General features: G+C 73.3%; 21 protein-coding genes. 8 read left to right on the top strand and 13 right to left on the bottom strand.

What is annotated here, in order from left to right:
- Positions 1-128: 128 nt before the first annotated feature.
- The gene (gene oxc / locus ABT026_RS28820; RefSeq protein ID WP_351118111.1) at positions 129-1862 is read left to right on the top strand and encodes an oxalyl-CoA decarboxylase; all 1734 of its coding nucleotides are present in this window, start codon (positions 129-131) and stop codon (positions 1860-1862) included.
- Positions 1863-1941: 79 nt separating this feature from the next.
- Here the strand turns inward: oxc and ABT026_RS28815 are convergent, their stop codons facing one another.
- The 7 genes from ABT026_RS28815 to ABT026_RS28785 all read right to left on the bottom strand — a co-directional run bounded on the left by ABT026_RS28815 (position 1942) and on the right by ABT026_RS28785 (position 9399).
- Positions 1942-2604: an NADPH-dependent F420 reductase gene (locus ABT026_RS28815; RefSeq protein ID WP_351118110.1), complete on the bottom strand. Its 663-nt coding sequence runs from the start codon at positions 2602-2604 to the stop codon at positions 1942-1944.
- Positions 2605-2733: 129 nt separating this feature from the next.
- Positions 2734-3081, bottom strand: coding sequence for a DUF1330 domain-containing protein (locus tag ABT026_RS28810; protein WP_351118109.1), 348 nt, complete (start codon positions 3079-3081; stop codon positions 2734-2736).
- Positions 3082-3191: 110 nt separating this feature from the next.
- Positions 3192-4379, bottom strand: a complete 1188-nt coding sequence (locus tag ABT026_RS28805) for an AAA family ATPase (RefSeq protein WP_351118108.1) — start codon at positions 4377-4379, stop codon at positions 3192-3194.
- Positions 4376-5002, bottom strand: a complete 627-nt coding sequence (gene pnuC, locus ABT026_RS28800) for a nicotinamide riboside transporter PnuC (RefSeq protein WP_351118107.1) — start codon at positions 5000-5002, stop codon at positions 4376-4378. Before pnuC ends, ABT026_RS28805 begins: the two co-directional genes overlap by 4 nt.
- Positions 5003-5164: 162 nt before the next feature.
- Complete coding sequence (locus ABT026_RS28795) at positions 5165-6103, bottom strand: penicillin-insensitive murein endopeptidase (protein ID WP_351118106.1); 939 nt, start codon at positions 6101-6103, stop codon at positions 5165-5167.
- Between the two features lie 51 nt (positions 6104-6154).
- On the bottom strand, positions 6155-7939 hold the full coding sequence (locus ABT026_RS28790) for a glycoside hydrolase domain-containing protein (protein WP_351118105.1): 1785 nt from the start codon (positions 7937-7939) through the stop codon (positions 6155-6157).
- Positions 7940-8127: 188 nt separating this feature from the next.
- Positions 8128-9399: a PucR family transcriptional regulator gene (locus ABT026_RS28785; RefSeq protein WP_351118104.1), complete on the bottom strand. Its 1272-nt coding sequence runs from the start codon at positions 9397-9399 to the stop codon at positions 8128-8130.
- A gap of 197 nt (positions 9400-9596) precedes the next feature.
- On the opposite strand from ABT026_RS28785, the gene ABT026_RS28780 reads away from it, so the two are divergent.
- From ABT026_RS28780 to ABT026_RS28760, 5 genes are all read left to right on the top strand, one after another.
- Complete coding sequence (locus ABT026_RS28780) at positions 9597-10469, top strand: ABC transporter ATP-binding protein (protein WP_351118103.1); 873 nt, start codon at positions 9597-9599, stop codon at positions 10467-10469.
- A 1-nt stretch (position 10470) separates the two neighbouring features.
- A complete protein-coding gene (locus ABT026_RS28775; RefSeq protein WP_351118102.1) occupies positions 10471-11175 on the top strand; it encodes an ABC transporter ATP-binding protein in 705 nt (234 codons plus the stop codon).
- 15 nt (positions 11176-11190) lie between these two features.
- A complete protein-coding gene (locus ABT026_RS28770) occupies positions 11191-12069 on the top strand; it encodes a branched-chain amino acid ABC transporter permease (RefSeq protein ID WP_351118101.1) in 879 nt (292 codons plus the stop codon).
- A 5-nt stretch (positions 12070-12074) separates the two neighbouring features.
- Positions 12075-13163, top strand: a complete 1089-nt coding sequence (locus tag ABT026_RS28765) for a branched-chain amino acid ABC transporter permease (protein WP_351118100.1) — start codon at positions 12075-12077, stop codon at positions 13161-13163.
- Positions 13164-13225: 62 nt separating this feature from the next.
- Positions 13226-14569 (top strand): ABC transporter substrate-binding protein, encoded by a 1344-nt coding sequence (locus ABT026_RS28760; RefSeq protein ID WP_351118099.1) that lies wholly within the window; start codon positions 13226-13228, stop codon positions 14567-14569.
- A 150-nt stretch (positions 14570-14719) separates the two neighbouring features.
- Here the strand turns inward: ABT026_RS28760 and ABT026_RS28755 are convergent, their stop codons facing one another.
- Both ABT026_RS28755 and ABT026_RS28750 read right to left on the bottom strand, forming a co-directional pair.
- Positions 14720-15931: a GDSL-type esterase/lipase family protein gene (locus ABT026_RS28755; protein ID WP_351118098.1), complete on the bottom strand. Its 1212-nt coding sequence runs from the start codon at positions 15929-15931 to the stop codon at positions 14720-14722.
- Between the two features lie 53 nt (positions 15932-15984).
- The gene (locus ABT026_RS28750) at positions 15985-16569 is read right to left on the bottom strand and encodes a TetR/AcrR family transcriptional regulator (RefSeq protein ID WP_351118097.1); all 585 of its coding nucleotides are present in this window, start codon (positions 16567-16569) and stop codon (positions 15985-15987) included.
- A gap of 212 nt (positions 16570-16781) precedes the next feature.
- On the opposite strand from ABT026_RS28750, the gene ABT026_RS28745 reads away from it, so the two are divergent.
- Positions 16782-17645, top strand: coding sequence for an SDR family NAD(P)-dependent oxidoreductase (locus tag ABT026_RS28745; protein WP_351118096.1), 864 nt, complete (start codon positions 16782-16784; stop codon positions 17643-17645).
- A gap of 75 nt (positions 17646-17720) precedes the next feature.
- Here the strand turns inward: ABT026_RS28745 and ABT026_RS28740 are convergent, their stop codons facing one another.
- From ABT026_RS28740 to ABT026_RS28725, 4 genes are all read right to left on the bottom strand, one after another.
- Complete coding sequence (locus tag ABT026_RS28740) at positions 17721-18947, bottom strand: cytochrome P450 family protein (RefSeq protein WP_351118095.1); 1227 nt, start codon at positions 18945-18947, stop codon at positions 17721-17723.
- Between the two features lie 109 nt (positions 18948-19056).
- Positions 19057-20016 (bottom strand): DUF1152 domain-containing protein, encoded by a 960-nt coding sequence (locus ABT026_RS28735; RefSeq protein ID WP_351118094.1) that lies wholly within the window; start codon positions 20014-20016, stop codon positions 19057-19059.
- An 89-nt stretch (positions 20017-20105) separates the two neighbouring features.
- On the bottom strand, positions 20106-20621 hold the full coding sequence (locus ABT026_RS28730) for a cupin domain-containing protein (RefSeq protein ID WP_351118093.1): 516 nt from the start codon (positions 20619-20621) through the stop codon (positions 20106-20108).
- 91 nt (positions 20622-20712) lie between these two features.
- The gene (locus ABT026_RS28725) at positions 20713-21081 is read right to left on the bottom strand and encodes a hypothetical protein (RefSeq protein WP_351118092.1); all 369 of its coding nucleotides are present in this window, start codon (positions 21079-21081) and stop codon (positions 20713-20715) included.
- A 99-nt stretch (positions 21082-21180) separates the two neighbouring features.
- Here ABT026_RS28725 and sigJ point away from each other — a divergent pair, with 99 nt between their 5' ends.
- Positions 21181-22095 (top strand): RNA polymerase sigma factor SigJ, encoded by a 915-nt coding sequence (gene sigJ / locus ABT026_RS28720; protein ID WP_351118091.1) that lies wholly within the window; start codon positions 21181-21183, stop codon positions 22093-22095.
- Positions 22096-22109: the final 14 nt, after the last annotated feature.

Genomic DNA, 22109 nt, shown 5'->3' with positions numbered 1-22109 from the left:
GTATGGCGTCCTCCGTCCACCCCGGGAATACTGCATACAGTGCACGTGGATACTGCATACAATGTCGAATTCGCCCCGGGCGAGCAGCCGTCGAGGCGGAGCACCGCGAGAGACGGAGGAACCGGACGATGACGCACACGGTCGCGCAGGACACCGGGACGGGAGGCGCCGAAGCCCCCGCCGCCCTCACCGACGGGATCCATCTGGTCGTCGACGCGCTGAAGCTCAACGGGGTCGAGACGATCTACGGGGTCGTCGGCATCCCCGTCACCGACCTGGCGCGACTCGCCCAGAAGTCGGGCATCCGCTACATCGGCTTCCGGCACGAGAGCGACGCCGGACACGCGGCGGCCGCGGCCGGTTTCCTCACCCAGCGGCCCGGCATCTGCCTGACGGTGTCCGCGCCCGGCTTCCTCAACGGGCTGGTGGCGCTGACCAACGCGACCACCAACTGCTTCCCCATGGTCCAGATCTCCGGCTCCAGCGAACGCCACCTGGTGGACCTCCAGCGCGGCGACTACGAGGAGATGGACCAACTCTCCGCCGCCAAGCAGTTCGCCAAGGCGGCCTTCCGCGTCTCCCGTGCCGAGGACATCGGCCGCGGCATCGCCCGGGCCCTGCGCACGGCGGTCTCCGGCCGCCCCGGCGGCGTCTACCTGGACATCCCCGCCGCCGTGCTCGGGGAGATCGTCGACGCGGACAAGGGCGCGGCCTCGTTGTGGCGGCTGGTCGACCCCGCGCCGCGGCAACTGCCCCAGCCGGCCGCCGTGGACCGGGCGATCGACCTGCTGGCGCGGGCCGAACGGCCCTTGATCGTCCTCGGCAAGGGCGCCGCCTACGCGCGCGCCGACGAGTCGATCCGCGCCTTCGTGGAGTCCACCGGCATCCCCTACGTCCCCATGTCGATGGCGAAGGGCCTGCTGCCCGACGACCACCCGCAGTCCGCGGCCACCGCGCGGTCGCTGGCCCTGAAGCGGGCCGACGTCGTCATGCTGGTCGGCGCGCGGCTCAACTGGCTGCTGGGACACGGCGACGCGCCCCAGTGGAACCCCGACGCCCGGTTCGTGCAGGTCGACATCGCCGCGGGCGAGATGGACAGCAACCAGCCCATCGCCGCCCCGCTGGTCGGTGACATCGGCTCCGTGATGGAGGCACTGGCCGAGCGGAGCAAGCCCGGCCGGATCTGCGCCCCCACCGCGTGGCGGGACGAACTCGCCGACCGGTCGGCGCAGAACGTGGCGAAGATGTCCCAGCGCCTCGAGGCCGCGAAGGCGGCGCGCCCGATGCGGTTCCTCGGGGCGCTGCAGGCGGTCCGGGACGTGCTGGCCGAGAACCCGCGCGTCTACCTGGTCAACGAGGGCGCCAACGCGCTCGACCTCGCCCGGAACACCATCGGCATGCGGGTCCCGCGCCACCGTCTGGACAGCGGCACCTGGGGCGTCATGGGCATCGGCATGGGCTACGCGATCGCCGCCGCCGTCGAAACGGGCGAGCCGGTCGTCGCCCTCGAGGGCGACAGCGCCTTCGGCTTCAGCGGCATGGAGATCGAGGCCGTCTGCCGTTACGGCCTGCCGATCGTCACCGTGGTCCTCAACAACAGCGGTGTGTACCGCGGGGACGAGGCATCCCCCAACGGCGACCCGGCGCCGACCTTCCTGAAGGCACGCCACGACCTGATGATCGAGGCGTTCGGCGGCAAGGGCTACCGGGCCACCACGCCGGAGGAGGTGGCCGCCATGCTGCGGGAGGCGTTGGCGGCGGGCGGGCCCGCGCTGATCGACTGCGTGATCGACCCGGCGGACGGCTCGGAGAGCGGCAACATCGGGCACCTGAACCCGAAAGGGCTCACCGCGAAGAAGTGACGCCCAGCCGAGGCCGGCCCGCCCCCTGTCGGCGGGCCGGCCTCCGCGTGCCCGGCGGATCCGGTGGGACCGCGGCCGGTCAGCCGCGGAACTCCGGCGTGCGCTCCCGGGACGCCTCCGCCAGCGCCTTGGTCACGCTGTCCACGCCCTCGCGAAGCCCGTACACCGGCGTGGCCGGCTGCTGGCGCCAGCTGTCGTCGATGCCGCCCGCGTCGACCGTGTCGAAGCCCAGTTCGTCGATGAGCGCCCGCACCTTGGCCTTGGCGGCCTCGTCGTCGCCGGCGACCGGCAGGGCGATACGGTCCGGGTCGCCGGCCGGGCGGGGACGGTCGAGGATGTCCTGGGCGTAGGTGCCGTTGAAGGCCTTGATCACGGGGTGGCCGATGCGGCGCTCGGTCCAGCGGCTCTCGGTGACGCCCCCGTCCTCGATCTCCGCGATCCGGCCGTCGCGCTCGCGGGGGTAGTAGTTGCCGGTGTCGATCACCGCGACCCCCTCGGCGGCCCCCTCCAGCAGCCCGGTGGGCAGCTCCGGGACCGCCTTGAGCGGGACGGCGACGACGACGATCTCCGCGCCCCGCGCCGCCTCCTCGACCCGGACCGGCGTCGCGCCGGTCTCCTCGGCCAGCGCGGTCAGGGTCCCGGGACCGCGCGAGTTGGAGACCGCGACGTCGTGCCCGAGGGCGGTGAGCCGCCGGGTGAGGTTGCCGCCGATGTTGCCCGCGCCGATGATGCCGATCTTCATGTCCGACCCTTCGTCGAATGCGCATGCATACGTCTGTCAGGGAGACACAACCCTATGGGCGCAGCCCGCTATTCCGTGCGGCGGCCCGCCGTGCCCCGCGGGGGACGGCGGGCCGTACGGGTGCGCGGGTCAGGCCCCGGTCAGAGTGTCCCGGAGCGCCTTGGCGGTCACGGCCGGGTCGTACCCCTCGGGCACGCCCTCGACGAGGATGATGTCGCCGTCGATGTGGCGCGAGCGCAGCGGGGCGATCTCCCGGTAGGCGGGGGAGTCCCACCAGGCCCGCGCCTCCTCGATCCCCGGGAAGCCGACCACCACCACGCCCCCGGGCCAGCTCCCCTCCTTCACCTCGTGCGGGGTGGCGTGCACCAGGAAGCGGCCGCCGAAGGGCTCGAAAGTGGCCGAGACGCGCTCGATGTACTCGGCGATCTCCGGGTGGGGAGCAGCGTCCTGCAGGTGGGCGATGGCGTACGCGGGCATCGATTCTCCTGTCCTCGGGCTCCGAACATCCTGATCCTGGCACCGCTGCGGGGCGTGGGCCACGACTTATCCGGACGGACGGCTCTCGCCCCCGGGGCTCACCCCCGCTCTCACCCTTCGGCCGGAACCGCCGACCGGCCTTCCGTAGCCCTCGACGAGACCTCTTGAGCCGCGTCCCGGGGCGCCGACGGAGCCGGGAACACGGGCCCTGCCGCGCCCTCCGGTCCGCCCCGCCGCTCCGGCAGCGGGTCCGTGAACCCCCAGCCCTCCGCGAGCAGTTCCTCCACCGCTGCCACCGCCGCCGACAGGCGGTCGGCGGGGGAGCCGCGCAGGACGCGGAAGGGGCGCCCCGTGCGCGTCAGTTCGGCCTCGAAGCGGGAGGTCATCCACGGGCGCAGGTGCTCGCCGTCACGCAGGCCGTCGTCCTCGAAGGGGACGTCGGTGTGGTCCGTGAGCAGCCACAGGTGCTGGCGGCGGCCCTCCTGCGCGACGCGGGCCACCGCCGGGTTCGCGGACCCCATGTACCGCTCGTGCCAGATCGTCGTCGCGAACGCGTCCGTGTCGCAGAACAGCACGGGCGAGCCCTCCCCCGCCGCCCGGTCCTCACGGGCCAGCTGCTCGGCGGCGATCAGCGGGAACTCCTCCGAGGTGAACGAGACGTCGGCCCAACTCCCGCCGGGGCCCAGCTCGTCCAGCTTGCGCTCGCTGAACTCCCTCCCGTACTCCGGAACCCAGCGGGTGTCCGCCCACACCCCGCCGCGTTCGCGGTAGTGCGCGGCGAGCGCCCGTGCCAGCGTGGTGGTGCCCGTCGACTCCGCGCCGAGGACGACGACGCGCCGGGCGAGCGCACCCCGCACCGCCGGCGCGAGGAACTGCCAGCACCCGACCGGGTCCTCGCGGACGGCGGTGCCGGAGACGGGGTAGGCGGTGCGGTCCGGGTCCACCAGGACGGAGGCGGCGCCCATCCGGCGGCCCAGCTCCTCGCCGTACGACTCGGAGGTGAAGACCGCGTCGATCCGCCCGGGGACGGCGGCGCGGAAGATCTCCACGTGCGCCGCCCAGACGTCCGGATCCGTGAGGTCGACCGGGACCTCGTCCATCGTGCCCACGACCTCGCACTCCGGATGCTCCTGGCGCATCCACGCCACGCGGTCCGCGAGGGACACCGACTCCACCGTGGAGGCGCACACCAGCACCGTCAGCCGGTCGCACCGCTCGGCGGCGGTCCGCACCAGATGGTGGTGCCCGGCGTGCGGGGGATAGAACTTGCCGAGCACCAGCCCGTGTCCGTACCTCATGCCGCCGCCACCACCTCGTGGCGCAGCGCGCGACGCCAGGAGCGCAGACCCTGCACGCACAGCACCAGGAAACCGGCGTACAGCAGGGACGTCAGATAGAGGTCCTTGTGCGCGTACAGCGGGATGTAGACGAGGTCCGCGGTGATCCAGATCCACCACGACTCCACCCGCTTGCGGCACTGCCCGTAGGTCGCCATCAACGACAGGGCGGTGGTCAGCGCGTCCCACTGCGGCACCGTCGAGTCGGTGCCGTGGTCCAGCAGCAGCCAGAGCCCGACGAAACCGACCGCGCCGGCGGACAGCAGCCAGGCCCACTCACGGCTGCCGGTGCGCTGCACCCGCAGCCGTTCGCCGCCGCCGCCGTTGATCCAGGCCCACCAGCCGTAACAGGCCAGGGCGATGAAGACCACCTGGAGCGCGGCGTCGGCGTACAGGCCGGAGTCGGTGAACAGGAGGATGAACAGCAGGTTGTTGGCGATGCCGATGGGCCAGTTGGCGATGTGCTGCCGGGCGACGAGCCAGACGCACAGGGCGCCGCTGCCGAAGCCGAGCAGCTCCGTCCAGCTGACGGGGGTGCCCAGCCAGGTGAAGAGTGGTTCGCGTAGCGCGTTCAGCAGGTCCATGAAGCCTCTTTTCGTCTCAGCGACGATAAGCGGCGACCTGCCGTGGACGCAAAGGAAATTTCCGTGACGCGTACGACACGCGCGGACGCAGGCCCGGAACCGGAACCGGAACCGGACCCGGGACCGAGGCGCCGAGGCCCCGGTCCCGGTCCGTGGCCGGAACTACCGGTACCGGATGTGCAGGTGGTTGTCGTGGTTGGCGTAGCTCGTCGTCAGGCCCTCGGCGATGAGCTGGGGGTCGTTGAAGAAGATGAGCTCCACCCGGCCGGGCGCCTTGGCGCGGATCTCCTGGACCAGGCGGCGGGTGGCCGCCCGGTCGTAGGTGGAGGACTGCCAGGTGATGCGGCCGGCGGTGCACTGGGCGGAGTCGGTGCGGGCCGGCCACACGTCGATGTCCATGCCCACCTCGTGGCTGGCGTGGCCCGGGATGTCGCCGCCGTGCTCGAAGCCCGCGTCACCGACCGGCAGCTTGCCGTTGCCGGTTGCGGCGAAGGCGGCGGCGGCCGCCTCCAGCTGGGCGACGGCGCCGGAGGTCGCCCAGTGCGCGTTGGCGTTGCCGTCCGGGCTCTGGGCGCACATCGTGCCGGGGCCGAAGTCGATCTTCTCGTAGTGCCAGAGCAGGTTCTTCCAGGTGGCCGGGCCGACGATGCCGTCCACGCCCAGCCCGGCGTGCGACTGGAAGGTGCGCACCGCGGAGGCGGTGGCCGGGCCGAAGTCCCCGTCCACCGTGAGCCCGGCGCCCCGCTTGGCGTTCAGCGCGGCCTGGAGGGCCTTCACCGCGGGCCCGTTGTCGCCCTCGCGGACGGTGAGGACCAGCGCGCCCCAGGTGGCGGCGCCGACCATGCCGTCCGCGGTGAGGCCCTTGGACTGCTGGAAGGCGACGACGGCGCTCTGGGTGCCCGAGCCGAAGACGCCGTCGGTGGCCACCGAACGCCCGTGCGCGGTCAGCAGGTGCTGGAGCGCGAGGACGTCGGTGCCCCGGCTGCCGCTCGCGGCCGACGGGAAGGCGGCCTGGGCGAACGCCTGGGCGGGGACGGCCGTGCCGAGCAGCAGTCCGGTGAGGGCGACGGACAGGACGGCGAGGTGACGCAGTCGCCGCATGGATTCCCCTTTCCCACGTCTCATGGGTCCTTCGGGTCTCATGGGTTCACGTCACCGCCCCGCCTGGAGCGCGCCCCAGGTGCCGGCGCCGACGATGCCGTCGACGGTCAGCCCGCGCGAGGACTGGTAGTCGCGCACGGCCTGGTCGGTGGCGGGGCCGAAGCTGCCGTCGATGCCCACCGTCCGTCCCAGCGCCGCGGTCAGCGCCCGCTGCAGCCGGGTCACCGGCTCGCCGGACGAACCGCTCTGCACGACGGTGGCGGCTCCGCGGGAGAGTAGCGCCGTCCACGTCTTCGGGCCGACCACGCCGTCGGCGGTGAGGCCCTTGGCGCTCTGGAAGTTGCGGGCCGCGGTCGCCGTGGCCGTGCCGAAGACGCCGTCGGGGGTGCCCGCGCTGTACCCCGCGGCGGTCAGCAGGCACTGGGCGGCCTTGACCAGCTCACCGCTCGAGCCGCTCTGCACCGTGGCGTAGGCGGAGAAGTTCAGGTTGGCACCGGAGCAGGTGGGCGTCGGCGAGGTGCCGCCGGCGCCGACGTCCAGGTAGTCGCGGTCGATGTTGATCGAGTAGCCGCCGTAGGACTCGGTGACCTCGCCGACGTACTGGTGGATCCGCTGGTGGTTCGCCCAGTACGTGGAGGGCACGTAGGAGCCGGTGTTGGTGTCGGCCGCGCTGTTCCACCAGGCGTAGAAGAGGTGGTCGACGCGGGTGTAGGCGGAGTTGTCGTACTCCGCGGCGGCGTCCTTGATGCCGGAGGCGGCGCTCGAGTAGAAGCCCGAGAGGTAGCCGCCGCTGTGCAGGCGCTCGGTCCAGCCGGAGAGGTAGGACAGCACCGCCGCCTTGCAGGAGGCGGTCGAGGTGTACGCCTCGATGTCGCTGTAGATGGTGCTGCCCGCCGGGATGCCCAGGTTGGAGGCCGCGGTGATCGCGGTGGCCGCCGCGCTGACGCCCTGCGACTTGGCGGTGGCCGGGTCGGCGGACATCTTCAGCGAGAAACTGGTGCAAGGGGCCTGGCGGCCGACGTCGATGGGGAAGAGGCGCCAGCCGTTGGAGGTCTGGGAGGTCACCCAGCTCGCGGTCAGGTTGGGCTGCGAACAGCCGCGGAAGGAGCCGCTGATGTACACGCCGACGGCGCTGTACGGGGAGCTCGTCTGCCAGGCGTTCATGGCGGCCGTCGAGGGCGCGGCGCAGGCGTCGAAGCCCTTGCCGAGGTAGGAGCCCGGCTGCGGGCCGGCCGCCGCCAGGGGCGCCACCGTGGCCGGCTGCCCGGCGGAGCGCGGGAGTTCGGTGCGCCGGGCGGCGGAGGTGAGCTCCGCCGTGGCGAGGACCTCGCGCACCAGGTCCTCGGTGGCCGGGGTGTGGGCCGCGGTCACCAGGACGCCCGCGTCCTCCACGGCGACCCTGACGGTGTCGTCGCTGGAGACCGCCGACGGCACGGTGGCCCTGCCGCGCTGGGCGCGGGCCGTCGCGGCGGTCACCTGCCCGGCCGAGCGGGCGGTGATCGGCTCCACCACGATGCCGGCGGTGCGGCCGACCAGATGGGCCGGGCAGTCGTTCTGCTCGCCGGGGGCGCCCAGGTACACGGCCGGACGGTCGAAGCGGACGCAGGCGCGCGGGTTCTCGGTCAGGTCGACGACCTGCCAGTCGGCGGGCACGTCCAGCCGGTAACCGTGGTAGGCGACGGTGCGGGAGCCGGCCGCGGCGTCCCGGACCTCGGAGGCCTGCGCCGGGGCGCTCAGGAAGGAGGCGCCGAGACCGCCGAGCACCGCCAGCAGCGCGGTGGCCGAGCGGAGTCTTCGGCGGGGGGAACGAGGGTGGGGGGAGGGCTGGGGGGACATCGGGCACTCCTTGTCGGGTGGGGGTGGGGATGGCCCGTCAGTATGGCGGGCGCATGACAAGACGGAGCGGCGCGCTATGCGCGTTGAACGGCCGGGCAGGGAGAGACTGACGGCCGGGTGAGGGCCTGTCAACACCCCGCCGCGGCGGCGGAGAAGGGCACGGCCGGGCGCTGCGAACCGGCAGAGGTCTAGGCCGCTGAAGGAGGCGCGGCCATCTCGCCGAGGGCGAGCAGGAGGCGGTCCCGGGGGTCGCGCAGGCTCCGGCCGGTGAGCTGCTCGATCTGCCGCATCCGGTAGATGACGGTGTTGCGGTGGCAGAACAGCTGCTTGGCGGCATGGGTCGGCGACCCGTCGTGCGCCAGCAGCGCGCGCAGCGTGTCGAGCAGGACGGCCGCCTGGTGGGGCGGCTGGGCGAGTAGCGGGCTCACCGTCTGCTCCACCAGGACGGCGGTCGCCTCGGGGCAGGCGCGCAGCAGCACCTCCGGCAGGCGGTCGGTCACCGGAACCACCCCGGTCGTGCCCCGCGGGACGGAGTCGGCCGCCTGCGCGGCGAGCCGGTAGGCCGTGGCGAAGCCGGCCAGGCCGTCGGGCGAGGCGGCCACCCCGGCGCGGCCGACGACCACCGGCTCCAGCGCGCGCACCAGAGGGGTCAGGTCGGTACCGCCGGTACCGCCGGTGGCGACCAGAGCGAAGCAGATGTCGCCGCGGACGTGCCAGCAGGAGGTCACCCCGAGGCGTTCCAGGCGGTCCTCCGCGCCGCGCACCGGACCGTCGGGCAGCCCGTCGAAGGGGGCCACCACACAGGCCACCGGCTCGCCCGCGCCCAGGCCCAGCACCTCACGGGCCTCCGTGGCGAAGACCGGGTCCGCGCCGCGCCCCTCCACCAGCCCGTCCAGCAGGCGCTGGCGGCGCTGGAGGTCCCGGTTGTGGAGCCGGGCCTCCTCGCGGCGGTAGGACTCCACCAGCGTCGCGTTCTGCACGTCGAGCGCCGCCCAGATCTGCCGGCCGGCCAGCACCAGGACCCGGTCGTCGACCTGCTCGCCCGGCCGGCCGTGCCGCTCCAGCAACGCCTCCCAGAGCACCCGTGAGCCCAGACTGTAGGCGTTCAGCACATGTTCCATGCGCACCCCCTGGCGGGCCCGGCGACGGCCGGTCTCCCGCCACAGGTACACAGTGCTCTCCCCGGTGCGGGCCAGACCCGCCATGGTGCGGATGCCGCGGTGGATGTGCGCGCGGACGCTCGAGCGGATGTCCGCCCGCAGCTCGGCGCCCGGATCCCCGTGCCAGTCCTTGGCCAGCAGCGTGAGGGTGATGTCGTCGGCGATCGCGTCCGCGGAGGGCAGCAGGGACGCCCAGGCGCTCTCGACGGCGTGACGCAGGTCCTCGTCGAGTCCCTCGCCCTCGGGGAACCCCGACGTCTCCGTCGACCGGCCGGTCGTCAGGCCCATGCCATCGCCCATGCCCCCGGAGGATGGCACGCGGCGCACAGCCACGCCAGAGGGGCGTCCTCCCCAGGGCGCTGCGCACCAGCAGCTTTGTGCGCTCCGCCCATGTCGGAATCTGTGCACAGCGCCCACGGTAGGGGATCGCCGCAGCCGAACAGCCGGGTGCGCCGCCCCGGGCGGCCGGCCCGGCAGGGGCAGACAGGGAGTGCGCTTTGAGCCCACCCACGACCGCGTCCACCACCGCCACGGACCGCCCCGGCGGGCCCCGCGCCCTCTTCTCCGTCACCGACGTGTCGGTCCGCTTCGGTGGTGTCCGGGCGCTGTCGGAGGTGTCGCTCGACGTGGCGCCCCGTCAGGTGCTCGGCGTCATCGGGCCCAACGGCGCGGGCAAGACGACCCTGTTCAACGTGGCCTGCGGCTTCGTGCGCCCCGACGGCGGCCGGCTGCTCTGGAAGGGCGAGGAACTCACCGGGCTGCGCCCGCACCGGCTCGCCTCCCTCGGCATCGGCCGGACCCTGCAGGGCCTCGGCCTCTTCGACCGGATGACCGTGCTGGAGAACGTCATGGTCGGCGCCGACCGGCACGCCCGGTCCGGCTTCGCCTCCGCCCTGTTCGGCCTCGGCCGCGGCGCCCGGGACGAGGCCGCCCTCGCCGCACGGGCCCGCGAGACGCTGGCCCGGCTCGGCGTGGAGCGCCACGCCGACCGCCTCCCCGGCAGCCTGCCGTACCCGGTCCGCAAACGGGTCGCCCTCGCCCGCGCCCTGGTCGGCGAACCGGAGCTCCTGCTGCTGGACGAACCGGCCGCCGGACTCGGCGGCGACGAGATGGCCGAACTCGGGGAGCTCATCCGCGGCCTGACCGACCGGATGGCCGTGATGCTGGTCGAGCACCACATGGACCTGGTGATGAGTGTGTGCGACGACATCACCGTCCTGGACTTCGGCCGCGTCATCGCCCGCGGCGGACCCGAGGAGGTGCGCCGCGACCCCGCCGTCGTCGCCGCCTACCTCGGCGAAGAGGTCGGCGTCGGGGCCGGCGAGGCCGACGGCGAGGCCGGCGACCGGCAGCCCCGGACGGGGGAGTGACATGTTCGAAGTACGCGACCTGACGGCCGGCTACGGACCGGTCCGCGCCCTGGACGGGGTGTCCTTCACCGCCCGCGAGGGCAAGGTCACCGCCGTGCTCGGAGCCAACGGGGCCGGCAAGACCACCCTGCTGCGCACCGTCTCCGGCCTGGTGCGGGCCGAGCGCGGACAGGTCCTGCTGGCCGGCCGCGACATCACCCGCACGCCCGCCGAGGACATGGCCCGGCTCGGCCTGGCCCACGTCCCCGAGGGCCGGGGCGTGATCACCGAGCTCACCGTGGAGGAGAACCTCCGGCTGGGCGGCCTGCACCGCCCGTCCCGCTCCCGCGCCGCCGACGTCGAGCGGATCTGCCGCCTCTTCCCGGTGCTCGGCGAACGCTACGACGCCACCGCCCACGTCCTGTCCGGGGGCGAGCGGCAGATGCTGGTCATCGGCCGCGCGCTGATGGCCGCGCCCAAGGTCCTGCTCCTCGACGAGCCCTCGCTGGGCCTCGCGCCGCGCATCGTGGCGCAGATCTTCGACCTGCTGCGCTCCCTGGTGGCGAGCGAGGGCCTGACCGTGGTGCTGGTCGAACAGAACGCCCGCAGCGCCCTGTCCATCGCGGACGCCGGAGTGGTGCTCAACCTCGGCAAGGTCGTCGTCGAGGCCGAGGCCGCGGTCCTGGCCGCCGACGAGAAGCTCCGCCATGCCTACCTCGGTTTCTGACCCACGGGAGACCTCGTGCAGCAGCTCCTGACCACCGCGCTCGGCGGACTCACCCTCGGAGCGGTCTACGCGGCGTTCGCGCTGGCGCTCTGCCTGATCTGGCGGTCCACCCGGATCGTCAACTTCGCCCAGGCCCCGATGGCCATGATCACCACCTACGTCGCCCTGGTGATCATCGACGCGGGCCACTCCTACTGGATCGGCTTCGCCGCGGCCCTGCTCGCCGGCCTGCTGCTCGGCGCGGTCGTCGAACGGGTGGTGGTGCGGCCCGTCGAGGGCAAGGCCGAGATCAACGCCGTGATCCTCACCCTCGGCCTGTTCATCCTGCTCCACGCGCTCGCCGGAATCCTCTTCGGCTCCCGCTACCGCTCCTTCCCCGCGCCGTTCGGGGTCCGCGGTCTCACCGTCGGGGACACCTCCGTCGCGCTCACCGGGTTCGGCGTCTTCACCGTCGTCGCCGTCATGGTGGTGATGGCGCTGCTGGTGCTGCTCTTCCGGTACACCGAGGTGGGCCTGCGCATGCGGGCCGCCGCCTTCAACCAGGAGGTCGCCCGGATCCTGGGCGTCAAGGTCGGCCGGATGCTCACCCTGGGCTGGGCGCTCGCCGCGCTCGTCGGCTCGCTCTCCGGGCTGCTCATCGCCGGCGGCAGCCTGGTCCACCCCGGCTACATGGACTCGGTGGTGGTCTACGGCTTCGTCGCCGCCGTGCTGGGCGGCCTCGACAGCCCCGTCGGCTCGGTGATCGGAGGCATGCTGCTCGGCCTGTCGCTCAGCGCCGTCAGCGGCTACCTCGGCTCCGAACTCGTGCCGCTCGCCGCCCTCCTGATCCTGATGGCCGTGCTGCTGCTGCGGCCCGGCGGCCTCTTCTCGCACCACGCGGAACGGAGGGTCTGACGACCATGCCCACCACCACCGACACCGCGGCGAAGGCCCCCGCCGCCAGGGACGCGGGTGCGCTCAGGCGCCGCTGGGAGCACTCGGCGCTCCTGCGCCACCTCGCCCTCGGCCTGCTCGGCCTGCTCGTCGTCACCCTGCTGATGGAGACGACCGGCTCCTTCGCCAACTCCCAGCTGGCGTCGATGGCCTACCTCGGCATCGCGGCCGGCGGCCTGACCGTCCTCACCGGTCTCAACGGGCAACTCTCGCTCGGCCACGGCGCGTTCATGGCCGTCGGCGCCTACACCACGGCGCTGTTCCTGGACGGGGAGACGCCCGCGCTCCCGCTCCCGGTCGTCCTGGCGGCGGCCACCCTGGTGACCCTGGCCGTCGGCGCCGCGGTCGGCGTCGCGGCGGCCCGGCTGCACGGCCCCTACATCGCCGGCGCCACCCTGGCGCTCGCGGTCGCGGTCCCCGGCGTGGTCCTGCACTTCGCGAGCCTCGGCGGCGAGCAGGGGCTCGGCGTGCGGATACCCGAGATCCCCGCCTGGGTGCTCGACGCCGCCTACTTCGTGACCGGCAGCGAACTCCACCCCACCAAGTACGTGGCCTACATCGGCTGGACGGCGCTGGTCGTCACCTACGTCCTGCTCGCCAACCTGATGCGCAGCCGGGTCGGCCGCACCTGGCGGGCCGTGCGCGACGACGAGGTGGCCGCCGAGATCGCCGGCGTCCACCTGGGCCGGGCCCGGGTGCTCGCGTTCGTGGTCAGCACCGCCTGCGCCGGACTGGCGGGCGGCGTGATGGCGATGGCCGTGCGGATCACCGCCCCCAGCGGCTTCTCGCTCACCCTCTCCCTGACCCTGCTCAGCGCCGTGGTGCTGGGCGGACTGGGCAGCCTGACCGGGGCGCTGATCGGCTCGGCCCTGCTGACCTTCCTGCCGCACCTCGTCACCGACCTCGGCGTGGACGCCGGCCTCACCGACGTCCGGGCGGCCGAACTCGCCCCCGCGGTCTACGGACTGACGATGATCGCGGTGATCCTCGTCGCCCCCGCCGGCATCACCGGCACCGTCCGCGGCCTCCTGCGCCGGCGCCGGGGCGCCGCGTGAGGCCCGCCGGCGCACCCACGCGGCGGCACCCCGGGCCGCATCCCACCGAAGGAGGCACCACCGTGCAACGAACGCGAAGGTACCGTCGGGCGACGGAACTCGTCGGCCTGCTCACCGCGGCCGCCCTGCTCGCCGCCTGCGGCGCCGGCGGACGGCCCGACGACGGCGAGGGGAAGACCACGCCCGACGTCGGGATCACCGAGGACACCATCAAGATCGGCGCGCACTTCCCGCTGACCGGTGTCGCCGCCCCCGGCTACAGCGAGATCCCCAGCGGCCACAAGGCCTACTACGACTACGTCAACGCCAACGGCGGGATCGACGGCCGCAAGATCGAGTACGTGGTCAAGGACGACGCCTACAACCCGACCAACACCAGCAGCGTCACCAACGAACTCGTGCTGAAGGAGGAGATCTTCGGCATGGTGGCCGGCCTCGGCACGCCCACCCACACCGCCGTGGTCGACTTCCTGAACGCGGAGAAGGTGCCCGACCTGATGGTCTCCAGCGGCTCCCTGATGTGGGGCGACGACCCCACGAAGCGGCCGTGGACGTTCGGCTGGCAGCCGGACTACATGATCGAGGGCAAGATCATCGGTCAGTGGGTCAAGGAGAACATGCCCGACGCGAAGGTCGGCCTGTTCCTCCAGGACGACGACTTCGGCCGCGACGGCGAGGCGGGCGTCCGCAAGTACCTCGACGAGCAGATCGTCGAGACGGTCAAGTACACCCCCGGCAACACCGACGTCGCCCCGCAGCTGGCCAAGCTCCAGGCGGCGAAGGTCGACCTGGTCCTCGGCTTCAACGTGCCCTCGTACACGGCGCTGAGCCAGCTCACCGCCATGAAGATCAATTTCAAGCCGAAGTGGTTCTACAGCAACGTTGGCTCCGACCCGTCCCTGGTCGGCTCGCTGCTCGCCCGCTTCTCCGAGGGCAAGGTCAAGGGCAGCGCGGGCCTGCTGGACGGGGTGATGACCACCGAGTACATCCCCGGCACGGACGCCGCCGACAGCGAGTGGCTGAAGCTGTGGCAGAAGGTGTGGGACGAGCACGGCGGTGAGGGCGAGCTCACCAACTACAAGATCTACGGCATGTCCCAGGCGTACACCTTCGTCCAGGCGCTTCAGGCCGCCGGGGACGACCCCAGCCGCGAGGGCGTGGTCAAGGCGCTGGAGAAGGTCGGCGGCAGCCTGGAAGGACCCGGACTGGCGCCGTTCCGCTACTCGAAGGACAGTCACCTCGGCATCTCCGGCATGGAGGTGGTCCGCCTCAAGGACGGCAAGGGCGAGTCGCTGACCCCCGTCCTGGTCACCGACATCGGCGACGCGCCGATCAAGGAGGACGACTCGGCGGCGAAGGACGCCCCGCCGGCGAACGGCATCCCGGACGTCCAGCCGGCGTCCTGACCGCGACGACGGGCTGACGCGCGACGACGGGCTGACCGGAACGACGGGCTGACCGGGAACCGAGGGGCTCGGCCGCTGACGGCCGGCCCTGCTCCCGGGGGAGTGGTGACCGTGGCGACCGCCGCCGTCACCACTCCCTCGGCGGCCGTGTCAGCGTCCGAACGGGCCGTCGGGGACGAAGGCCAGGCGGGCGAAGTTGTCGGCGATGCGGCGGTGGCCCTCGGGGGAGGGGTGGATGTCGTCCGGCAGGGGGAGCTCGGCCTGGTCCTCCTCGCCGAACAGCGCGAGGCCGTCGAGCAGGTGCAGGTTCGCGTCCTCCGCCGCGCGCTCCTTCACGATCCGTGCCAGGACCTCACGGATCACGGTCAGCGTCAGCCGGCCGGCGGGCACCTCGGCCGGGTCACCGGTGGCCCGGAAACGCACCGACCCGTCGGCGAAGTCCGGCATCAGCGGGCCGGGGGTGTCCTCGTGCGTGGGGCACAGGATCGGCGACACGACCAGCAGCGGGGTGTCGGGGTGCCCCTCGCGGACGGTGTCCAGGAAGCCGTGCACCGCGGGGCCGAAGGCCCGCAGACGCATGGCGTCCGCGTTGACGATGTTGATGCCGACCTTGACGCTGATCAGGTCCGCCGGGGTGTCCCGCATCGCGCGCGCGGTGAACGGGTCGAGCATGGCGCTGCCGCCGAAGCCGAGGTTGACCAGCTCCACGCCGCCCGCCGCGGCGGCCAGCGCCGGCCAGATCTCCGTCGGGTGGGTCGCGTTGGAGCCGTGGCTGATGGAGCTGCCGTGGTGCAGCCACACGCGGCGGCCGCTGTCGGGGGCCGGCTCCACCGGGGCGTCGGTGCGCAGGGCGATCAGCTCGGTGACCTCGTTGTGCGGCAGCCAGATCTCGACGTCCTTGTCCCGCGCGGGCAGGCCGTCGAAGACCGCGGTGCCCGGGGTGCCTTCGCGCACCTCGACGGAGCCGTCGGTCATGTCCACGGTGCGCACCCGGCCGCCCGGCACGCCGGTCCGGCCCGCGAGGACGCCGTCGACCAGCAGGTCGTAGGAACCGTCCGCCGGAGCCGGGGCGCCACGGTAGGCCCGCCGGGTGGGCAGGGTGTCCAGTTCGACCCGGGTCGCCCGGGTGCGGAAGGCCAGCCGCACGCCCGAGGTCTGGGCCTCGACCTGCGCCAGGGTGTCGTCGGGTATCTGCCGCCGCGCGCGGGCCGGCAGCCGGTGCGGCAGCAGGCCGTGCGCGGTGCGCTCCACCTCCAGGGCGCCGCGCAGCAGCCCGGCGGTGACGGGAGTGGTGACCGTGGTGGCGGCCGGCACGGCGGGGGAGGCGGTGGTCGGGGCGTCGTCGGGGGTGAGGCTGCTCATGGGGTGCGACCTGATCCTGTTGCGGTAGGGGGTGGGCGGGTCCGGGGGCGGGGTCATTCCGTGGGAGCCGCGGACGCGGGGCGGGTGCGCAGGAGGGCGTCGAGGGAGTCGACGATCCAGCTCCACGACTCCTCCGGGTCGACGGGGGTGTGGGCGAAGCCGCCGCTCAGCTCCAGCTCGACGTAGCCGTGGAAGATCCCGCCGAGCATCCGCACGGCGTGGGTCTGTTCCGGCTCCGCCAGGTCGTAGCCGCGCAGGACGGCCCGCATCATCCGCGCGTGGCGCACGCCGGCGCTCGCCGCCGCGGTCTCCGCGTCCAGCCGGTACCGGGCGGCGGCGTAGCGGCCGGGGTGGGCGCGGGCGTAGGCGCGGTAGGCGTCCGCGAAGGCGGCCAGGGCCTCCCTGCCGGAACGGCCGGCGAGCGCGTCGGCCGCCCCGTCGGCCATCTCCTCCAGGGCGAGCAGGGCGATACGGGTCTTCAGGTCGTGCGAGCTCCTGACGTGCGAATAAAGGCTGGCGACCTTCACGCCGAAACGACGGGCGAGCTCCGAGACGGTGACCTGGTCGAACCCCACCTCGTCGGCGAGCTCGGCCCCGGCCTCGGTCAGGCGCTGCGGGGTCACTCCGGCACGTGCCATTCCCGGCTCCTCCTGTGCGTCGGCTGCGGCTGGCGACATCCATTATGCAAAAAACTAAAAGCTTTAGGTAGTGAGTGGGACGTGCGAGGTGGGAGGGGTCGGGAGCCGCGACGAACCGCGCCGGCCACCGGCCCAGGCGGTCTGGACGACCGGTCGACGGGTCTGCCACGCTGACGAACGGGCCGACCGGACGATCACTGCGCGGAGGACACGTGGGCAAGGTCTGGTTCATCACCGGGGCGTCACGCGGGTTCGGACGATGCTGGGCACAGGCCGCGGTGGCCCGCGGCGACCGGGTCGCCGTGGCCGCCCGGAGCGAGGCGGACCTGCGGGCGTTCGCGGACGGGAGCGGCGACGCCGTGCTGCCCCTCCCGCTGGACATCACCGACCGGGCCGCCGTGTTCGCCGCCGTGCGACACGCCCACGCCCACTTCGGGCGTCTCGACGTCGTCGTGAACAACGCGGGTGTCGGCCTCATCGGCTGCGTGGAGGAGGTCACGGAGGACGAGGTCCGAGCCGTCGTCGAGGTCAACATCCTCGGCACCCTGGCCGTCACCCAGGCCGCGCTCCCGCTGCTGCGCGGTCAGGGAGGCGGCCACCTGATCCAGGTTTCGAGCAGCGGCGGGATCGAGGCGTACCCGGGCATGGGCGTGTACTGCGCCACGAAGTGGGCCGTGGAGGGCATGGCGGAGGCGCTCGCCGACGAGGTCGCGCCGTTCGGCGTCAAGGTCACCGTGCTCGAACCGGGCGGATACGCGACCGACTGGTTCTCCGCCGCGCCGCGCTCCGCCCCGCACCCCGCGTACGGTCCCCTGCACGACCTGCTCGATCCGACCCTGACCCCGGAGGCCCTGCCGCCTCCCGAGGCGACCGTGCCCGCCGTCCTCGCCCTGGTGGACAGTGCGGACCCGCCCCGACGGCTCCCGCTGGGGAGCTTCGCCCTCCGCGCGGCCGCGGAGGCCGGGAGGCGTCGGCTCGACGGCCTGTCCGCCTGGGAGGACGTCATCCGGGCCGCCGACGGCGTCCCCGCCGCGGACGCGACTCCGCCGCCGTCGCCGGAGGAGTCCCTGGCGTAGAGGCGCCGGAGCCGCACGCGGTGCGGGCGTCGACCGGGGCCGCGTGAGGCGTCCCCGGCCGGCCGCCCGGGGCCCTTACCCCGGGCCGTGCAGACGTACGGGCAGGCGCTCGTGGCCGTTGCTGATGAGGGAGGGCACCGGACGCAACTCCTCGGCAGGGACGGCCAGGGCCATGTCCGGGAACCGTGCGAACAACAGCCTCAGCGCGGTCGCGACCTCCAGCCGGGCCAGGGGAGCGCCCAGGCAGAAGTGCACGCCGTGACCGAAGGCAAGGTGCTCCTTGGCGGCCCGGGTGACGTCGAACGCGTCCGGGTCGGGATGCCAGGACGGGTGGCGGTTGGCAGCGGCGTAGGAGGCGAGGACCGGAGCCCCCTTGGGGATCACCCGCCCGTCGGGGAGGGGGACGTCGACGACGGCGTAACGGAGCGGCAGATGCTTCACCGCCGGTTCGAGGCGCAGGGACTCCTCGACCACGTCCGTCCAGCCGACGCGGCCCTCGCGGACGTGGGCGAGCTGGTCGGGGTGGGTGAGCAGCAGGGTGACCGCCTGGTCGACGGCGTTGCCGGTGGTCTCGTACCCGGCGCTGATCATCAGCAGGAGCGTGTCGCGCAGTTCCACGTCGCTGAGGCCCCGGTCGTCGCCCTCCTCGTCGCGGGCGGCGATCAGGAAGGAGGTCATGTCGTCGGCCGGGGCGACGCGCTTCCTGGCGATCAGTTCGTCGAGCGACCGGTAGAGCGCGACGGTGTTCGCGGTCGCCTCCTCGCGGCTGAGCGTGGTGGTGAACACGCCGTCGACGAGGCTGCGGAACCCGGCGCGCTGATCCTCGGGGACGCCCATGAGCTGGGCGATCACCGCGATCGGCAGCGGGAAGGCCAGCCTCTCCCGCAGGTCGACGACGTCGTCACCGCTGTCCGCGATGTCGTCCAGGAGACGCGTGACGAGGGTCTCGACGGTGGGGGCGAGCGCGCCGACAGGGCGGGCGCCGAAGGCGGACGAGACCAGGCGGCGCAGGCGCCGGTGATCGCCGCCGTAGGCCGTGAACATGTTCCGCACCGACACCCACAGGGCCAGCGGCCAGGTCGGCGCGACGGCGGCGAAGTCGGGCCAGTGGGCGCGGGCGTCCTTCGAGACGTCCCCGCCCACCAGAAGCCTCTTCAGCAGACGGGGGTCGGAGACGGACCAGGCCCGCACGCCGAGGAGGTCGACGGGTGTGGCCGGGCCGCGGGCGTGCAGCGCCCGGTGTTCGGCGTGCGCGTCCGAACCGGTGGGATCCAGGACGAGTAACGGGTCGTCGGGCTGCATGCGGTCCCTTTCGGAGGGCGGGTGGCGGGAAGGAACACAGGGAGGCTTTCCAGCGCGTGGCCGAACGGACCCGGCCGGCGGCGCCTTTTTCGGAGGACCGGGCGACGCCTCAGTGCGGGAAGCGGCGGGGCGGCCGCGTGATCACCGTGTCCCGGAACTCCGCGATGCGGGAGTGGACCTGCCGCATCAGATGGGTCTCCTCGATGCGGTCCAGGTACAGGCAGCGGGCCGCCAGGGCGGGGAGCTCGACGACGAAGCAGAGGGACATCAGCGGGTTGACGAAGAGCTCGCTGCCCTTGGTCCGCTCGGTGAACCGGACGTCGCCGAACTCGCCGCGCACCGCGGCGGCGATCGACCCGTTGACGATGCTCGGGTGGTCCGGGGTGTGACGCCGGGCGTGCTCCACCGCGTCGAGGTAGAGGGCGCCCTCCCGGGACGCGCGTGAGATCGAGAACGCGCCCAGGTACCCGCCGTCGCGCTCCAGCGCCGCGATGTTCTCCAGCACCTGCACATGGTTGACGCCGTGGTACGCGTCCACGCCGAAGCCGACCGAGACCACCAGCCGCACCCGCACCTCCTCCAGCGCGGCGAGCGCCGCCACGGAGGTCATGTCCTCCTCCGGGGTGCCCAGTCCGGCCTCGTCGCCGCGCATCAGGATGTCGGTGCCGCCGTCGACCAGCACCACCGCGTCGATGTCGTGCCGGTCGATCAGCGCCCGGTAGGCGTCCCGCAGCGGCAGCACCCCCGTCCGGGGGAAGGCGTACACCGTGGACGGACGGCCGTGCAGGTCCAGCCACCGGGCCAGGGTCCGCTCGGGGAAGTAGTCGCCCGGCAGGACGGAGCCCGGGGTGACCGCGGCGAGGTTCTCCGCCACCCAGTCGTCAAGGGGCAGCGCGGTGAGTTCGGTGAACGAGAGGTTCGCGAGATGCACCTCCTTGCCCTGGTGCTGGAGGGACAGCGCGACGGGAAGCCCCGCGTAGACGTCGAAACCGCCGCCAGCGCCCGCGACGAGGATCCGCTGCGCGCCGTCGAGCCTGCCGAAGAGGGGATTGGTGTGCAGGAACGTCATGGGCCGCAGTTGGACGGCCGCGACGCCGGGGCGCCACGGGGTTTCGGCTCGGGGTTTCGGCTCCACCGCCCGGTGGTCCTCCCGCCGCCTCAGCGTTCCCGCTCCCGCGCGTCGGACCGCTCCGCCTCCCAGGCCTCGCTGCGCAGGAAATGGGTGTCGTACCGCTCCTGGGCGTCCAGCAGGCTCTCGGGGGAGGCCTCGCCGAGGGCGATGCGCCGCAGATGGCGGAAGTAGTCGAAGCGTTCCACCCCGGGCGTGATGACGACGAGGATGTCGGCGTCGTGCCCGGGCGGCGCGGCGAAGGCGTGCGGCATGCCGGGCGGGACGACCACGAGGTCGCCGGGCCCCGCGGTGACCACCTCGTCGCCGGACAGCAGCCGGGCCGTCCCCGACACCATGAAGAACATCTCCGCCGAGTTGTCGTGGCGGTGCGGCCGGGCGCCGTCGGCCCCGCCGGTCAGGGTGGCGCGCACGACGGACAGCGCGCCGCCGGTCGCGCTGCTGTCGGCCAGCAGCCGGATCGCCGTGGGCAGGCGGCCGACGACCTCGGCGTCCGCGGCGCGGACCACCACGGACGAGGAGAAGTCGGGCAGGATCAGCGACATCCGGATCTCCCTGTGCTCGTGCTCGTTCGGGTACGGCGCCGGCACCGGCGCCGACGGCCCGGTCCTGGCCGAGTATGCCGAAGACGCCGGTTCAGCGCCGGACGAGTGCCAACACGCTCAGGCCGAACATGGCCACGCCCAGGGGCAGATGGACGGACGGCACGTGGGCGACGCCGAGCACCACCTGGACCGAGGCGAGGACCAGGAAACCCGTCGCGTGCACCACCGGGCGCAGCGGACCGCCCCCCGGCTTCCACGCCAGCACCGCCGTGAGCAGGTACAGCATCGACGCCCCGTACATCACCCGTGCCCCCACGCCGTGCAGCGTCTCCCCGTACGGCTCGGTCAGCAGCAGCCCGGCGGACACCGCCTGGAGGAAGATCGTCGCCGTCTGCAGCGCTATCGCGATCCGCAGGAACGAGGACCCGCGCCCCGCGGTCGCCGTCACCTCAGTGGCCATGTCACAGTCCCCTTTTCCGCCCTCGGGCAGCGCGTCGATATGGTCTCGACAGCTCGACGACACGGGCCTGCGAAAGGTAAGGCGGGGGGCGGACGCGGCATGGGGACAGGGGACGCCGGGACGGACGGGGTGACCGGCGAGCGGCGCGGACTGATCAACGTCGCCTACCGGCTGCTCGGTTCGGTGGGCGAGGCCGAGGACGCGGTGCAGGAGGCGTACGCGCGCTGGTTCGCGCTGCCGCCGGGCAGGCGGGAGGAGATCCGTGTCCCCGGCGCGTGGCTGACGACGGTGACCGGCCGGATCTGCCTGGACCTGCTCGGCTCCGCGCGGGCACGCCGCGAGCGCTACGTCGGCGCGTGGCTGCCCGAGCCGCTGCCCGACCGGGCCGAGTGGGAGCGCGCGGGCGGAGCCGGTTCCTCCCTCCCCGCGGACCCCGCCGACCAGATCGTCCTGGACGAGTCGGTGTCCATGGCCTTCCTCGTGGTGCTGGAGGCGATGACGCCGGCCGAGCGGGTGGCGTTCGTCCTGCACGACGTCTTCCGCTACCCGTTCGCCGAGGTCGCCGGGGTGCTCGGCCGGACCCCGGCCGCCTGCAAGCAGCTGGCCTCGTCCGCCCGGCGGCGGCTGGACGGCGCGGGCGTTCCGGAGGCGGGCGGCAGGGCGGACGTGGTGCGGCGCGTCAAGGAGGCGTGGGAGAGCAAGGACATCGGGACGCTGATCGCCCTGCTCGACCCGGCCGCCGTGATGACCGCGGACGGTGGCGGCCTGGCCGGCACCGTGCCGCATCCGGTGGAGGGCGGGGCGCGCATCGCCCGGTACATGGCGGCGATCGCCGGCCGGGCCCCGGGGCTCGAGCTCGTCGAGCGGTCCGTCGGCGGTCTGCCCGGTCTGGTGGCCCGGCGGGCCGGCGTCGTCGAGACCGTCGCCTCGTTCGACGTCTCCGGCGGCCGTGTCACCCGGGTGTGGGTGGTCCGCAACCCGGAGAAACTGCGCCCCTGGCTCCGCGAGGGCTGAGCCCGTGTCATCGG

The sequence above is a fragment of the Streptomyces sp. NPDC002734 genome, assembly GCF_040295685.1.
Taxonomy (GTDB): Bacteria; Actinomycetota; Actinomycetes; order Streptomycetales; family Streptomycetaceae; genus Streptomyces.
Note: the sequence above shows the minus strand (reverse complement) of the source record. Positions and strands in the feature narration are given on the sequence as shown.

What these genes read in the sequence shown, in the direction of transcription:
- ABT026_RS28735 (WP_351118094.1), bottom strand. Translation starts at nt 20,016, where the DNA reads ATGACGTTCCTGCACACCAATCCCCTCTTCGGCAGGCTCGACGGCGCG.
- ABT026_RS28790 (WP_351118105.1), bottom strand. Translation starts at nt 7,939, where the DNA reads ATGTCCCCCCAGCCCTCCCCCCACCCTCGTTCCCCCCGCCGAAGACTC.
- ABT026_RS28730 (WP_351118093.1), bottom strand. Translation starts at nt 20,621, where the DNA reads ATGTCGCTGATCCTGCCCGACTTCTCCTCGTCCGTGGTGGTCCGCGCC.
- ABT026_RS28795 (WP_351118106.1), bottom strand. Translation starts at nt 6,103, where the DNA reads ATGCGGCGACTGCGTCACCTCGCCGTCCTGTCCGTCGCCCTCACCGGA.
- ABT026_RS28810 (WP_351118109.1), bottom strand. Translation starts at nt 3,081, where the DNA reads ATGCCCGCGTACGCCATCGCCCACCTGCAGGACGCTGCTCCCCACCCG.
- pnuC (WP_351118107.1), bottom strand. Translation starts at nt 5,002, where the DNA reads ATGGACCTGCTGAACGCGCTACGCGAACCACTCTTCACCTGGCTGGGC.
- ABT026_RS28750 (WP_351118097.1), bottom strand. Translation starts at nt 16,569, where the DNA reads ATGGCACGTGCCGGAGTGACCCCGCAGCGCCTGACCGAGGCCGGGGCC.
- ABT026_RS28740 (WP_351118095.1), bottom strand. Translation starts at nt 18,947, where the DNA reads ATGCAGCCCGACGACCCGTTACTCGTCCTGGATCCCACCGGTTCGGAC.
- sigJ (WP_351118091.1), top strand. Translation starts at nt 21,181, where the DNA reads ATGGGGACAGGGGACGCCGGGACGGACGGGGTGACCGGCGAGCGGCGC.
- ABT026_RS28815 (WP_351118110.1), bottom strand. Translation starts at nt 2,604, where the DNA reads ATGAAGATCGGCATCATCGGCGCGGGCAACATCGGCGGCAACCTCACC.
- ABT026_RS28785 (WP_351118104.1), bottom strand. Translation starts at nt 9,399, where the DNA reads ATGGGCGATGGCATGGGCCTGACGACCGGCCGGTCGACGGAGACGTCG.
- oxc (WP_351118111.1), top strand. Translation starts at nt 129, where the DNA reads ATGACGCACACGGTCGCGCAGGACACCGGGACGGGAGGCGCCGAAGCC.
- ABT026_RS28765 (WP_351118100.1), top strand. Translation starts at nt 12,075, where the DNA reads ATGCCCACCACCACCGACACCGCGGCGAAGGCCCCCGCCGCCAGGGAC.
- ABT026_RS28775 (WP_351118102.1), top strand. Translation starts at nt 10,471, where the DNA reads ATGTTCGAAGTACGCGACCTGACGGCCGGCTACGGACCGGTCCGCGCC.
- ABT026_RS28805 (WP_351118108.1), bottom strand. Translation starts at nt 4,379, where the DNA reads ATGAGGTACGGACACGGGCTGGTGCTCGGCAAGTTCTATCCCCCGCAC.
- ABT026_RS28725 (WP_351118092.1), bottom strand. Translation starts at nt 21,081, where the DNA reads ATGGCCACTGAGGTGACGGCGACCGCGGGGCGCGGGTCCTCGTTCCTG.
- ABT026_RS28755 (WP_351118098.1), bottom strand. Translation starts at nt 15,931, where the DNA reads ATGAGCAGCCTCACCCCCGACGACGCCCCGACCACCGCCTCCCCCGCC.